The sequence below is a fragment of the Aquimarina sp. AU58 genome (genome assembly GCF_900312745.1).
Taxonomy (GTDB): Bacteria; Bacteroidota; Bacteroidia; order Flavobacteriales; family Flavobacteriaceae; genus Aquimarina; species Aquimarina spinulae.
In genome coordinates this window covers 2,583,554-2,597,600 of record NZ_OMPD01000014.1, presented here as the reverse complement: position 1 = coordinate 2,597,600, position 14,047 = coordinate 2,583,554, and the positions used below count along the sequence as shown (strand labels likewise).

The following is a 14,047-nucleotide window of genomic DNA, read 5'->3' as shown; positions in this document are numbered from 1 at the left end:
CGTATATGGAAATTACTGTCATAACAGCAGATACATTTAAAACCAATACCTGGTCGGGAGGTACAACCACACAATTTTTTATGCATCCGCCAACGGCAAATTACAAGGAATTAAATTTTGATTTCAGGTTAAGTATGGCAACTGTTGCAGTAGAAAAATCTGTTTTTACTTCGCTTCCCGGGGTATCGAGAACATTATTGGTTTTGGACGGAGAAATAACATTACAGCACGAAAACCAATATACGAAACAACTTTCTAAATTAGATAGTGATATATTTGAAGGCGGTTGGAAAACATCCTCTATAGGAAAATGTACAGATTTTAATCTGATGACCACAGGTAATACGGTTGGTACACTAAATGCTCGTAATGTTACCCAAAATGAGAACACCTCATACCCTATTCAAAATAAGCGAGATTGGGTGTTTATCTATACGTATTCTGGAGAAGTTACCATCGATATCAATGATAAAGCATATACGATTAGTCAATCTGATGTATTGATGATACGCCAGCCAATAGCAACGATTATGCATATTAATGCCATAAAAGATAGTACCTTAGTTTTTTCTGAAATAACAACTAATGATAAAAATGTAAACGTGTGAATCTATTTAAGATTACAGAAGCCAAAGCACCTATAGTTCCTATAATTATAAGTGTACCGCATTCGGGAACAAAGTTTCCTGCAGCAATAAAAAAACAGTATAAAAAAAGAATGCGTAAGCACCTTGATGATACCGATTGGTTTGTGCATCGACTGTATGAATTTGCACCGGCTATGGGTATCACTGTAATTAAGGCAAATCTAAGCCGATGGGTCATCGATCTTAATAGAGACCCCAAAAGTGTGCCCTTATATAATGATAATAGGCTTATTACCAGTAATACACCTGTTACAGATTTCTATGGTAATAAAATTTATAAATCTCAAGAATTCGAACCCGATCAAACCGAAATTAAAAGAAGATTAGAGACCTATTACTGGCCCTACTACGAGCAAGTTAAGACTCTGATAGAAGATAGAAAAAAGCAGTTTGGCAAGGTTTTACTTTGGGATGCACATTCTATTCGCCATAAAGTAAGTACTATTCAAAAAGATCCTTTTCCCGATATGATTTTAGGGAATAACGATGAGAAAACCGCATCGCCAGAACTCATTACGGCTGCGTTAAACGGATTAAAATCGGGAGCTTTTGAAGTTAATCACAACTCCCCTTTTAAAGGAGGGCATATTACCCGTTACTTCGGAAATCCGGAAAACGACATTCATACGCTTCAGCTCGAAATGAATAAGATTTTATATATGGACGATAATGAAATTACGTATAATGAAGATCGTGCAAAAGAGGTACAATACGTATTACAAAACACCATGGAGCGTTTAATTGAAACGTTGAATGCATAATCAGAAAAATCAGAGGTTGGAGGTTAGACAAGTTTTTGTCAATCAAACATCAAGCTTCCGACACTCGACCTCAGGCATCGAGCTTCAAACTGAAACTTTGATCTAATAAACAACAAACTTAAACAAATGAAAACCTATCATTTTAAGGGAATACTACAAAATACCGGTTGGAAAGAACATACAGGGGTTACGGTGAATAATGAAGGTATCATTACCGATATCTCTTCTTTTGATCCACAACATACATCCAATAAAGTTATTGATGGCTTTGCAATTCCCGGGTTTCAAAATGCACATTCCCATGCCTTTCAATATGCAATGGCTGGTTTGGCAGAAAGACATGAAAACACTACTTCTACCCCGGATGATTTCTGGGGATGGCGAGAAGCGATGTACCAATTGGCATTAACGATGAACCCAGAGCAAATGGAAGCCATAGCAACTATGCTCTATGCAGAAATGGCTCGTCATGGATATACGAATGTAGCCGAGTTTCATTATGTACATCACGATAAAAATGGTGTTTCCTACGCTAACCTTTCAGAAATGGGAAATAGCCTTATTTCAGCAGCAAAAAATGCAGGTATTGGGATTACCTTAATTCCTATTTTTTATCAAAAAGGTGGTTTTGGAAAAGAACCAAACGATAGACAACGAAGGTTTATCTCTCCTACGATTGATAAGTATCTTACCTTATTAGAATCGAGTAAAGCAGCTTGTAAACACTACCAGCACGCTAATATTGCTATTGGTATTCATTCTATGAGAGGAGTTGAACCGTCTGATATTGCCGAGATTGCAAAATCCGGTCCTCAGGATATTCCATTTCACATTCATGTTTCAGAACAACTAAAAGAGATCGAAGATTCTGTAAAGTACCTGGGAAAACGCCCCGTAGAATGGTTATTAGATCATGTAGATATGAATGATAGGTTTCATCTGGTACACGCAACACACCTATCAGATAACGAAATCGAGGGTATTGCAAAAAGCAAAGCCAATGTAGTACTCTGCCCCAGTACAGAAGGTAATTTGGGTGATGGATTATTTCCTTTAAGAAAATACCAGGAAAATGGAGGAAAATGGAGTATTGGCACCGATAGTCATATAGGGCTTAATCCCTTAGAAGAACTTCGTATTTTGGATTATGGGCAGCGTTTAATTTCTCATAAAAGAAATACGTACTCTTCTCATCAACAAGGAGATTCTGGAATGTATGCAATAGAAATGGCAACAAAAACAGGGAGAAAAGCGATGAATAATTTTACTGCAGATTTCTTTAAGGTCGGAGAACCACTAAACGCCTGTATTATTGATGCTTCGTCACCATTATTAGCCACTACCGCTACACAAAACCTGGCATCGACTATTGTATATGCTACAGATTCAAACATGCAACTAGGGACTATTGCTTATGGAGAAATGATTGTAGCAAACCAAAATCATACAAAGTATAAGGAAATAAAAGAAAAGTTTGCAACAACTATCGATGCATTAAAAAACAGGTAATATTTCTGATTAGCGTAACCTGTTGTGCGGTATTGAAAGTAGCTTTTTTCACCATAATGCGTCAATTCGAGTGCTGCGCATTTGAGGGTGGTGTATCGAGAATAGGATTATGGCAAAAAACATTTAAATGCACAACAGCCTAACATATATACTTCACATATAAAACCCTCTAAGGTTTCACTAGAGGGTTTTACACATTTAACCACTTAAATTACAATCATATAAACTCAACTTAGTATAAAGATACTGTACTAAATAATGCGATTCTTACGGGTTTCCGCAATAGGTGTAATTAATGCTTAAAAAGTATGATTTTAACACTTCATTGAATAACTATCGAGAATAGTTTTTTAAGATCAGATGAGTATGGCAAAACTCTCGAATTGACAAATTTTTGTTAAATAATTATTTATGAATACAACTAGAACACTGAGTATCAAACCATGAGTATTTCTATATAGCTCACATCAAAATTATAGGCTATAAATACATGATTGGGTAATGTCATGTTGGTCAAAAATAAGTTAGATTTGTGAATGATCCTATATAGAAATAATATAATAACAAATGCTATTATATCTTTGTTGGTGACAATTTTCAAAGACAAAATATAAAATAAAGAATGAATAGAATATTCCAATTAACAGCTTTACTATTATTGCATTTAACAAGTTGTACGACATCAAAAAGCAAAAGTGATTTGTTACGAAAAGAAAATAAGCAAATCGTATTGGACAAGATACCAAACAGCAAAACTGAACCGTTACGCAAAACTATTGAACAAATCGTATCGGATAAAAATGCGGTAGTTGGCGTTTCAATAATCGGAAATAATGGAACAGATACTCTTTCGCTAAACGGAGACAAACGATTTCCAATGCAAAGTGTGTTTAAGTTCCATATTGCATTAGCCGTATTGGCAGAGGTTGATAAGGGGACATTGTCATTGGACCAAACAGTAGAAATAGGTAAAGATGAACTTTTGCCAGAGGACTTTTGGAGCCCACTTAGAGATGAAAACCCGAATGGAGGCAGCTTTACAATTAAAAGGTTAATTCAGTACAATGTATCTCATAGCGACAACACAGCCTGTGACATTTTAATACGACTTATCGGAACACCTAAAACAGTTGAAGAGTACATAAAAAAGAGTGGTATAGAAGATATACAGATTACTTTCAATGAAGAAGGATTACAAGCAAAGTGGGAAAATATATTCCAAAATTGGACAACACCGAATGCAGCAAGTGAAACACTAAAACTATTCTTTGAAAATAATAATAACTTACTTTCAAAAAGCAGTTATGATTTCTTTTGGGAAACTAATATAGATACAAAAACAGGAAAAAATAGAATAAGAGGACAATTGCCAAAGGAAATAATTGTAGCCAATAAGACAGGTTGGTCAGGTACTAACAAAGAAACAGGAATTACTGCTGCAGTAAACGATATTGGGATTGTCTTTTTGCCAAATGGGAATTACTTTGTTGTCAGTGTTTTTGTAACAGATTCACAAGAAGATTTTAAAACAAATGCAAAAATCATAGCGGATATTGCAAAAGCTACGTATGACTTTTATACTACACAAACGATATAATAAATTGCCACCAACAATGTGTAAAAATCATAGCGGTTTAAGTGATAAAACGAAAGGTTTTTGAGTGAAAATCCGCTACTACTCATACACACTACGTTAATTTTGAAAAAAGGAAGTTAAAAATATGAATATCTTACTTATTGGAGTAGTAATAGTTTTTGGGTTGATTGCCATTCTACTGTTAATAGGATTTATTAAAAAATTATGGCAAGAAAGGTTAGGTTGGAATGTCTATAGAAGTGGAAGGAATGAAATTACTTATACCCAAAAAGTTGATAGAAAATGGAAGCGCATAGAGGTTGATGGAGAAATGTTACTTGGAAAAGTGAGTCATGTTATCTATTTCAAAACCGAAAATGAATGGACTGAATATCCTCAGTGGGCTCAAAATCGGATGGAAATAATAAATCGCATTAAGTTAAAATATCCCACAAATCAGACAGAATACGAGAACGTATAAAAATAGTAATCCTTAAAAATCAAATCTATAATTCATTTTAAAAGCTACGCCCCAATTGTTGCGTATAATATCTTGATTATAATTATCTGAAATCACCAAATAGATATACGACAAGGGTTTGTACTCCCATTGCAAACGGCTATTGATATTAAAATTATCAAACTGAGTGTTGTACTGTATGTAGGTAGTCCAGTTTAACCGATTAGAAAAGAAAATTTCACCTGTAAAGCGTGCTAAATGAAATGTCTCTGTTCCTAATGCTTTTAAATCTATACCATTTCGTTCATATCTCACTTGTAAACGCGCTAAAGGCATTAATCTATATTGAGCATTAATACTAACCTGGTTCTTATGTCCACTATAGTAGCTACCGTAACTAACATTACCTCCATATTGAAACTTTTTATTGTCGGCAGAAGCATATCCCAAACCAGCATCTAGATACCTATATTTATCTGCTATAATAGGATTCCCGTTATTTAATGGGTCAAACGCATATTTCAGGTTCACATATTCATATCGCAATCCACCATATAACAATGATTGGTTTTTAAATACTAAATCATTATTTACTCCTATGGTCGCTTGTGTAACATCGCCCTGATCGTCCCAATAGGTTTGATTATACATATTTAAATAGCGGTGATTATCGATGGTTTTAGAATCTTTATAAAATTTAGTGAAAGTAATACGACCACTAGCTTGCCTGTACCCTTCTCGTATAGTGCTTTCTAAAATCGCATCGTAATTATATAAACGTGGTACAAAACCAATATCTGTACTATAGTTTTTTTCTACTTTTCTAATCCCTGCATAACCAGATACATTTATGGTATTGTACCAAATTCCCAAATTATAAAAATTAGTATCTCCCGAAGTATCATTGGTATTACTACCCGCAAAATTTGCAAGCCCTGTCCATTTATTATTTTTTGATTGATAATTTAAGTTGATTCCTGCTACTCTATTATAATCATCTTTAAAAGAAAAATCATCTGTTTCCTGTCTATTGATAAGAAACCCTGTTGTTGTAAAAGATTTGGATAATTGTTGTTGCACCACCAGGGCTCCATAATTCTGGGCAGGAGTATCATCTTTGGCTTTTGTTGCCACATTAAGTACCCCCAATCGTGTTTTTTTAGCGATGTTTCCAGATAATTTTAATCCGAAGGATATTTCGCTATCTGCCCCTATTCGTCTAGAATAAAAAGGATTTACTCCACTTACTCCCAAACCCGTAAAAAGGTCGCTATTCTCTAAAAAGAAATTACGTCGTTCGGGAAAAAACACCGAAAAGCGACTTAAATTAGTTACTTGTCTATCTACATCTATTTGTGAAAAATCGGGGTTTATCGTGGCATCTAATTTTAAAGAAGAACTTACATTAAATTGTACATCTACACTTGGTTTTACCTTGGTCTTTTCGGTATCATTAGCAACATCTTCTGAATGATTCATAGTAACCGATGGCGTTACAGCAAATCGAGACGATTTATTTTCTGACAGATTTTCTACATCAAAGGTTTTAGCAAATCGTAAATCGAATTGGCTATAATTACGATCTATAGGTGTACTGGTTGTCCACTCATTTAATTTAATATTTCTGGTGTGAAACATAACTCCCCATTCTGGAGTATCTGCCTTATAGCCCAGTGCCTTTAACGGGATTTCTACTTCGTATGTTTTTAAATTCCCTTTTGCAGAAGTCCTGGCGTTCCACACTGTATTCCAACTCGTACTTATTCTAAAACCATCTCTACGCCTGGCCACTAATGCGTCTATTAATGCACCCCCCATATTAACAATAAAGAAATAACCAGATTGTTGTTGGTTATAGGTATCTATAATGATAGCAAACGAATCACTTTCTGCTCCAGAAGTTCCGATATCATCTCGTTTTAAAGATCCTATTTGAACATCGGGAACTGTATCATGATACACGGCACTTATGTACAATTTTTTTCCATTATGAAACATTTTTACTTCAGTTGTATTAGACGCCAAATCTCCATTATTGGGTATATAATTAAGGAATCCTCCTTCAGGAACCAGAGTACTCCATACAGATTCGTTTAGCTCTCCATCTAATTGAATACTACTGTCGCTAAAAATTATTTTCCCCTTCCCTAACTCAGACTGAGACTGAGCCTGAACATGAAACATCACAAACACTGATATTAAAAGAATTACAATTCTCTTCATTTACTTAAATTAAAAAGTTTAACAAGGTGTTTATATTTCAAAACACATTTAAGAAGTAAAGCTATCCGAAGTATGTATTCGTATTTTAAAAAGTAGACTAAGAGGTAATTTTCACGTCTGGAAAGTTGTATTTGAAAGAAACAAAGTTTAGTCTATTATATTTCTACTTTTAGCTACAAAAAGCCAGTTTTAAGCTACTTTTAATTCTCATCCTCATTAAAATTGTACTTTAGTGCGTATATGAGTAGCTTAAAAAAGACATCGACATTTTTTAATATTCCGATAGTCAAACATTTTTTGTTTTGGCTTGGTATTTACGCTTATTTTGTTGGCACTGTAAACATGTCTTATTACAGTGGCTATAAAGAAGTTATTGAGCATTACGCCATTTATATCGTATGCCAGGTTATTGTAGCATACACATGTCTGTATTTTTTAATCCCACGTTTCTTAATACCCAAAAAGAATATTCGGTTTGCAATAAGCTTATTGTTGTTATTAGCTGGTGTATTTATCATTTTTGTAGGGTTTCATGAATATTATCATATCCCTAGATATTTTAAGTCTGGTGATAATGCTATATATGATTCTAATACCATATTTTGGGAGAAATTATTGAATCCTCGTATCTTTTTTGGTAAGTCTACAATAATTTTAACACCAACAATATTATTAGTCGTCGCAAATTTTTATAAAGAAAAGCAGGATTATCTACAGCTCAAAGAGCAAAAAATAGCTACAGAATTATCGGTATTAAAACATCAGTTAAATCCACACTTCTTGTTTAATACCTTAAACAATTTATATGCTTTATCTATAGACAAATCTGACAAAGCTCCCGAGGTCATTGCTAAACTATCTGAGATCTTAGATTATATACTGTATGGGTGTAATGACAAATATGTATCCTTGAAAAAGGAAATTGAACTCATAGAAAACTACCTCGATTTAGAAAAAGTGAGATATGATGACCGGGTAGCTATTAGTTTTAATAATAATGTAGAAACCGATGTTAACATTGCGCCGCTAATTTTGTTAACTTTTATAGAAAATACTTTTAAACATGGGGTTGCGCATGAACTTAAGAAAGCATATATCCAGATAACGATAGCTGTAGAAGGAAAGTTTATACGATTTGACATTACAAACTCTATAGCAAAAAATGTGGTTTCTGCGAATAAAGAAACCATTGGATTAACGAACGTAAAAAAACAGCTTGAATTATTATATTTTGATGATTATTCATTAGATATTAACAAAGAAAACAATTGCTTTAATGTACGTTTAAAATTGCCTGTAAAATGACATACAAATGTTTAATAATTGATGATGAAAAGTTGGCTAGAGGGCTTATAAAAACACATTTGTCTCAATTAGAGGATTTCGAATTGGTGGCTTCTTGTGGTAGTGCCATTGAGGCTAGTATGATACTACAAAAGGAAACCATAGATTTATTGTTTTTAGATATCGAGATGCCTGTTTTAAAGGGCACTGATTTTTTTAAAAACCTGGTACACAAACCCAAAGTTATTTTTACCACGGCCTATAGAGACTATGCTGTTGAAGGGTTTGAGTTAAATGCCGTTGATTATATTCTAAAACCTATAACTTTTCAACGTTTCTTTAATGCTATAGAAAAATTTAGAACGTTACAAAGAGTCAGTAGTTCTGATCCAACCCCTACCCCAGAAAACAAAGATGCTTTTATCTATATACGAAAAGACAGAAAACAGGTAAAAGTGTACTTAGATGCTATTTTATATATAGAAAGTTTAAAAGATTATGTCAAAATACATTTAGAGAAAGAAAATCACATTACCAAGTCTAGTATATCTGCTTTTGAAGAAAAGTTAGACGAACGGTTTATAAGAGTACATCGCTCATATATCATTAATAAAGATAAAATTGCGGCCTACACAAAAAATGATATTGAAATTGGTAACATCGAAATCCCTATTGGTGAAAATTTCAGGAACAATCTTGCTTCTTTTTTAACATGACAAGAGTTAATAAAGTAATAGTTTTTGGTAACAACACGCCCTATGTAAACCTCTTTCCCGGGTCTTAAAGCAAGAGTCTATGGTTAGTTATTCTGAATTGATCAAAAATCACTTAGATTTGTATCTGATCGTATTGCTTAGGAAGTATATAATAGCAATTACTATTATAGCTTTGTTGTACATAAGCTAAATAATCCAAAAAGATAGATTCAAGTTTTCAATGGAAATAATTATTAACTTTTTTAAAAATAAAAAAATAAATTTTTGGGTTAGAAACGGCTTTATAATTGTAGTACTTTCTATTTTGATTAACCACCTTACTGAGCCAGAAAATTTTCCACTAAATAAATCCTACAAATTCCCTTGGTTTCCTATTGTTGCTTCAATTATTGTAGGAGGTATAGTACTTATTATCGCTAGTTTTAATTTTAAATATTTCAGAAACAAATACTTCACTAAAAAAATTAACACACAAATATTATTACGTTTCCTATTTTCAACTTTAGGTTATATTACCATACTATATATCCCTTTATATTATGGTTTAAATGGTTTGATTAATGGCATTGAATCATACAGTATTTATCATCTACTAACGGGATTTTCAATCTCCCTGCTAATGTGCACTCTTGGAATTGCTCTTTTATTTTCAAAAGATATTTATAAACTTCACAAACTTGCCTCTATAGAAGGTACACTTAAAGTTCGGCAAGGAGGTAAAATAACCTTGGTTAAGTATCCTGAAATTGCCTTTATATATAGTGAAAACAAAATAGTATATATTGTAAAAACTGATGGAACTACAATTAGTACAGATTTTACTTTAAATGAAGTTGAAAGTAAAATTAGCGAACAGAGTTTTTTTAGAGCGAATAGACAAATAATTCTTCATGCTCGTTCTATAGAACAAGTACAATCAATAGAAAATGGAAAACTATCTATACTACTCAAATCTATTTTTTCAGATAAAAAAACTTCTCAAATAACTATAAGTAGATATAAGAGACAAGCGTTTATGGATTGGTTTAATAAGAAATTATAAATTAAGGTTGATTATTCAGGTACTTTTTTGATACCATTCAGTAAAAGTTGCTGTTTTTCAGGAGTTTTTCTTACTTGATCATTGTTACTTCGTTTAAAATTTAAAAACGAAAAAAAATGAACAAAACTTCTTTAAAAACAAATTTGACTCCTATAATCACTATAATTCTTTTCTGCCTTTTATACTTGTCTGGCTATTTTCAAATGATTACAGCAGCTTTTTTAGTATTAATTGCAAGTGCAATAGAATACAAAAAAGACCTCTTTAAATCATTAGGTTTTCAACGAAAAAGGTTAAATATAAAAAGCCTCTTAGTTATAGCACCTCTATTGGGTACAACTTTTTTTCTATTTTATTACTACATCATGGTGCCAAGTGTTACTTATATTACAGGGCAACCTATAGACTTTTCTGTATTCGAACCCTATAAAGGAAATCTACCTGGCATATTGAATTTACTTGTTTTTATGTGGGCAGCAGCAGCATTCGGTGAAGAAATTGTGTTTAGGGGGTATTTAATGAGACAGTTTACCAAGTTTTTTGGCTCAAGCAACATAAGTCTTGTTATTAATATTTTATTATTTGGGTTTATTTTTGGTTGGGTACACGCATATCAAGGTATAACTGGTCAAATCGTAGCAGGTATAACTGGTATGCTTTTAGCAATTATTTTTCATAATCGTAAGAACGATTTGTGGTTTAATGTTGCTGTTCACGGATTTATTGACACTGTTGCTTTTCTATTTATATATTATGGATGGCTTTAATAGTTTACTATGTATAAAGCTTATGTATAAGAAAACATAAGGCTTTTGCGCTTAATAAAAAAGTCTAGTTCATTTACAAAGTCAATAAATACAAAATTTACATTTCTAAAAAGATAAAAGTAAAATACTATATTTGGCTTAGTATCAATCCGAAACATATTTGCTTATCACATGCTTTATTTTTCTTATACCAGAACATTATACCCAATTACCAAAATAATAAGTTATATGAAACAATCACTTTATCTTTTCCTGTTTTTGTCACTATGCTATTCTTGTACTTCAAATGTTAAAAAGCAACAGAAAAACACAAAAGAAAAAAACTCTATTGAACAGTTATTTTCAGAAATAGAAAACGGGAAATACCCTGCAACTAATGCCATTCTTATTTCCCAAAATGATAGTCTTCTTTTTGAAAAGTACTTTAATGGCTATGGAAAAGATAGCCTGCAAGATGTTCGATCAACCACCAAATCAATAACAGCCCTATTAACAGGAATTGCTGTAGATAAAGGAATCCTGAAAGTAGACGAGCCTATTTTTACCTATCTTTCGCAGTATAACAAAGATAATCTCGACAATTGGGACGATAGAAAATCTTTGATAACCGTTGAAGATTTACTGACTATGCGAACCGGAATTGGTTGTGAGCAGTTTTTTGGAGATATGGGATTTCCGGATTGTGAAGATAAAATGTTTGACCAAAAAGACTGGGTTAAATACGGACTTGATCAAAAGATGGCTTTTTCTCCAAAAGAAAAATGGTTATATACAGGAACGGCTCCAATGATTATGGGAGCTGTAATTAGTGATGCATCTCATGTTAATATTGCAGAATTTGCATCAGACTATTTATTTACTCCTTTAGATATTACAAACCATTATCGATGGGCAAAGAATAAAATGACAGGAAGATATTTTACTGCCGGTAATCTAAGAATATCACCAAGAAATATGCTTACTATAGGTCATATGGTTATCAATAAAGGAAAATATAACGGAAAGCAGGTGATTTCGGAGAAAATGATCAACGAAATTTTAAGCGAAAAGGTAGAATTACCACAAAACTATTCTTTTTTTAATACAGCTGGCAATTCCTGGGAAGGGCAAGATCCTGCTACTTATGGTTATTATTGGTACACTGAAAAAGCAAAAATAAAAGACCGGGAAATTACATTAAAATTCACTTTCGGAAACGGAGGTAACTATATTGTACTTGTTCCTGAATTAGATAATTTGGTCATTGTTTTTACAGGAAGTAATTATGGTAAACCTATCATAAACAAGCAACCTTTTGATATGATGTACACCTATGTGTTACCACATTTCCTGAAATAGGAGAATAAATGATAGAAGAGCAGAAAGTAAATGCAGGAATAAGAATTGTTTCGATGCTCTTTGATGATATCGTAATGACATTTATCGATGTTCTTTTTTATTCCAGGGATGATTTTAGGGTTTTCTACAGCTTTTGAAATAAGTCGTGAACCGGCCACCATCGAAATTTTTGGTTTTAATTACATTACACTTATTGGGTTTGCTCTTTATTTCTGTAAAGATTGTATACAAGGACGAAGCATTGCAAAAAGAGTACTAAAACCTCAAGTCGTCGAAAACTCAAGCGGTAAAGTGGCTTCGCCAATTAGATGTTTTATTAGAAATATATTTTGTATCTTTTGGTGTATAGAAGTGATCGTGACCCTGGTAAATCCTAATAGGAGAATCGGTGATCTGGTAGTAGGAACAAAAGTAGTTCTGTTTCATCCTGAGCACAAACAACCCAAAATTAATATCATGCAAATAGCATTTTCTATGCTTCTTGCCTATGGAATGATGACGCTTATGATGCTACCTCTTGAAGCCTGGAGATCAAGAATAAAAAGCAATCAAGTAACTTATGTAGCCAGTTCGTTAAATGAACAAGCAGCAAATGAAACCGAACAACTTTTTGCAGATAGCCTGGGTACATACTTAACTTCTGATGTACGTGTTTATGACCAACTCGAACAACATAAAGATTTGAAATATGTTTCTGTTATACTTAGGCTTAATCAAAACTACTTAGAGAATGACAACAATTACGAAGAAATCAAATCGGTAACTGTTCCCCTAATTTTGGAGAAGTTCCCAGAAGGAACTTTTGTGGGACAGATTCAATATGTCTATCAACAACACCATAGCACACATACACGTACATTGACACTGGATTGGAGAAAAAAGGAATAAAAAACCTAGTACATGGAAACTGTTCAAAAAAAACACGAATACCAACTCGATAAATATACGTTTCAACAACCGGACGAAACCGTAACAGTAGTCGATAGAGCTGTTTTGGATATCATATCGTATAATTATGATACTAATGTTACTACTAACAGCAGTTATCTGGAAAAAGTACAGCTAATTCTGAGTTTCTTAAAGATCGAGAATATCTTTGAAACCGTTTTGATACACGAAAATACTCGTGAAAGCGCTTATACCGAAATTCGGGAGAAAAGTGGCTATGCCGTATTGGAAAGGTTTTTACGAATTGAGTTAGTTTCTAATCATACCGACAAATATCAGATCTATGAAGGGTATAAGAAATTTAACGAGTATGTTTCTAGTTTTGATGAGGACCTTAAGACAAGATATGAATCACAAAACAAAGAGGTCGCCAGAAAATGGAAAAAGAAACAGGAACAACTAGAGGAAGAAGAATATAAAGGAGGTATGGCTTTTCTAATAGTGATTGCCATTATAGTTTTGGCTACACTATTTGGGATCGTTAACTGTTTTGGAGGGTAGTATTCATTCTTTTTTAAAACGATACAAGAAGCTATATCTATAAAAAACACTCTCTTGATCAACTTCTAATCAAAAACGCTAAAAAATACTACAAAAACACCTATACGCATCGAGTATTTTGATCCCGAAATATAGGTTTATTTTTATACTATACACACAGGGATATTTCCCGTTTAATTAAATGCATTTTTTTGACACGTTTTCTTCTTAAGCTATAGTGTTTATTACGGTTTTCCGTAAAAACAGCATAAAAATCATACTCTACTTTATGTGAT

The 14,047-nt window shown here is 32.9% G+C and carries 13 protein-coding genes; 12 read left to right on the top strand and 1 reads right to left on the bottom strand.

The annotated features are described in order from the left end of the window. Positions 1-5 precede the first annotated feature (5 nt). From DK441_RS22600 to DK441_RS22580, 5 genes are all read left to right on the top strand, one after another. Entirely contained in the window at positions 6-608 is a 603-nt protein-coding gene (locus DK441_RS22600; RefSeq protein ID WP_109852861.1) for a HutD family protein, read from the top strand. Beyond that, a complete protein-coding gene (locus tag DK441_RS22595; RefSeq protein WP_109852860.1) occupies positions 605-1,408 on the top strand; it encodes an N-formylglutamate amidohydrolase in 804 nt (267 codons plus the stop codon). The genes DK441_RS22600 and DK441_RS22595 overlap by 4 nt, the downstream gene beginning before the upstream one ends. Positions 1,409-1,534: 126 nt before the next feature. Further along, positions 1,535-2,917, top strand: coding sequence for a formimidoylglutamate deiminase (hutF, locus tag DK441_RS22590; RefSeq protein WP_109852859.1), 1,383 nt, complete (start codon positions 1,535-1,537; stop codon positions 2,915-2,917). A 622-nt stretch (positions 2,918-3,539) separates the two neighbouring features. Then, positions 3,540-4,514, top strand: coding sequence for a class A beta-lactamase, subclass A2 (gene bla / locus DK441_RS22585; RefSeq protein WP_109852858.1), 975 nt, complete (start codon positions 3,540-3,542; stop codon positions 4,512-4,514). Between the two features lie 124 nt (positions 4,515-4,638). Then, a complete protein-coding gene (locus DK441_RS22580) occupies positions 4,639-4,974 on the top strand; it encodes a hypothetical protein (RefSeq protein WP_109852857.1) in 336 nt (111 codons plus the stop codon). Between the two features lie 12 nt (positions 4,975-4,986). Here DK441_RS22580 and DK441_RS22575 read toward each other — a convergent pair whose 3' ends face one another. Continuing rightward, on the bottom strand, positions 4,987-7,176 hold the full coding sequence (locus DK441_RS22575) for a DUF5916 domain-containing protein (RefSeq protein ID WP_160112243.1): 2,190 nt from the start codon (positions 7,174-7,176) through the stop codon (positions 4,987-4,989). 342 nt (positions 7,177-7,518) lie between these two features. Between DK441_RS22575 and DK441_RS22570 the strand changes: the two genes are divergently transcribed. The 7 genes from DK441_RS22570 to DK441_RS22540 all read left to right on the top strand — a co-directional run bounded on the left by DK441_RS22570 (position 7,519) and on the right by DK441_RS22540 (position 13,772). After that, a complete protein-coding gene (locus DK441_RS22570; protein WP_160112242.1) occupies positions 7,519-8,481 on the top strand; it encodes a sensor histidine kinase in 963 nt (320 codons plus the stop codon). Continuing rightward, positions 8,478-9,176, top strand: a complete 699-nt coding sequence (locus tag DK441_RS22565; RefSeq protein WP_109852854.1) for a LytTR family DNA-binding domain-containing protein — start codon at positions 8,478-8,480, stop codon at positions 9,174-9,176. Before DK441_RS22570 ends, DK441_RS22565 begins: the two co-directional genes overlap by 4 nt. A 220-nt stretch (positions 9,177-9,396) precedes the next feature. Beyond that, positions 9,397-10,218: a LytTR family DNA-binding domain-containing protein gene (locus DK441_RS22560; RefSeq protein ID WP_109852853.1), complete on the top strand. Its 822-nt coding sequence runs from the start codon at positions 9,397-9,399 to the stop codon at positions 10,216-10,218. Positions 10,219-10,334: 116 nt separating this feature from the next. Further along, entirely contained in the window at positions 10,335-10,985 is a 651-nt protein-coding gene (locus DK441_RS22555) for a CPBP family intramembrane glutamic endopeptidase (RefSeq protein WP_109852852.1), read from the top strand. A 228-nt stretch (positions 10,986-11,213) separates the two neighbouring features. Beyond that, a complete protein-coding gene (locus DK441_RS22550; RefSeq protein WP_160112241.1) occupies positions 11,214-12,323 on the top strand; it encodes a serine hydrolase in 1,110 nt (369 codons plus the stop codon). Between the two features lie 87 nt (positions 12,324-12,410). Then, entirely contained in the window at positions 12,411-13,211 is an 801-nt protein-coding gene (locus DK441_RS22545; RefSeq protein WP_109852850.1) for an RDD family protein, read from the top strand. 12 nt (positions 13,212-13,223) lie between these two features. After that, positions 13,224-13,772, top strand: a complete 549-nt coding sequence (locus tag DK441_RS22540) for a hypothetical protein (protein WP_109852849.1) — start codon at positions 13,224-13,226, stop codon at positions 13,770-13,772. The last annotated feature ends 275 nt before the right edge of the window (positions 13,773-14,047 follow it).

What these genes read in the sequence shown, in the direction of transcription:
- DK441_RS22540 (WP_109852849.1), top strand. Translation starts at nt 13,224, where the DNA reads ATGGAAACTGTTCAAAAAAAACACGAATACCAACTCGATAAATATACG.
- DK441_RS22555 (WP_109852852.1), top strand. Translation starts at nt 10,335, where the DNA reads ATGAACAAAACTTCTTTAAAAACAAATTTGACTCCTATAATCACTATA.
- DK441_RS22570 (WP_160112242.1), top strand. Translation starts at nt 7,519, where the DNA reads ATGTCTTATTACAGTGGCTATAAAGAAGTTATTGAGCATTACGCCATT.
- DK441_RS22565 (WP_109852854.1), top strand. Translation starts at nt 8,478, where the DNA reads ATGACATACAAATGTTTAATAATTGATGATGAAAAGTTGGCTAGAGGG.
- DK441_RS22560 (WP_109852853.1), top strand. Translation starts at nt 9,397, where the DNA reads ATGGAAATAATTATTAACTTTTTTAAAAATAAAAAAATAAATTTTTGG.
- bla (WP_109852858.1), top strand. Translation starts at nt 3,540, where the DNA reads ATGAATAGAATATTCCAATTAACAGCTTTACTATTATTGCATTTAACA.
- DK441_RS22575 (WP_160112243.1), bottom strand. Translation starts at nt 7,176, where the DNA reads ATGAAGAGAATTGTAATTCTTTTAATATCAGTGTTTGTGATGTTTCAT.
- DK441_RS22545 (WP_109852850.1), top strand. Translation starts at nt 12,411, where the DNA reads ATGTTCTTTTTTATTCCAGGGATGATTTTAGGGTTTTCTACAGCTTTT.
- DK441_RS22550 (WP_160112241.1), top strand. Translation starts at nt 11,214, where the DNA reads ATGAAACAATCACTTTATCTTTTCCTGTTTTTGTCACTATGCTATTCT.
- hutF (WP_109852859.1), top strand. Translation starts at nt 1,535, where the DNA reads ATGAAAACCTATCATTTTAAGGGAATACTACAAAATACCGGTTGGAAA.
- DK441_RS22600 (WP_109852861.1), top strand. Translation starts at nt 6, where the DNA reads ATGGAAATTACTGTCATAACAGCAGATACATTTAAAACCAATACCTGG.
- DK441_RS22580 (WP_109852857.1), top strand. Translation starts at nt 4,639, where the DNA reads ATGAATATCTTACTTATTGGAGTAGTAATAGTTTTTGGGTTGATTGCC.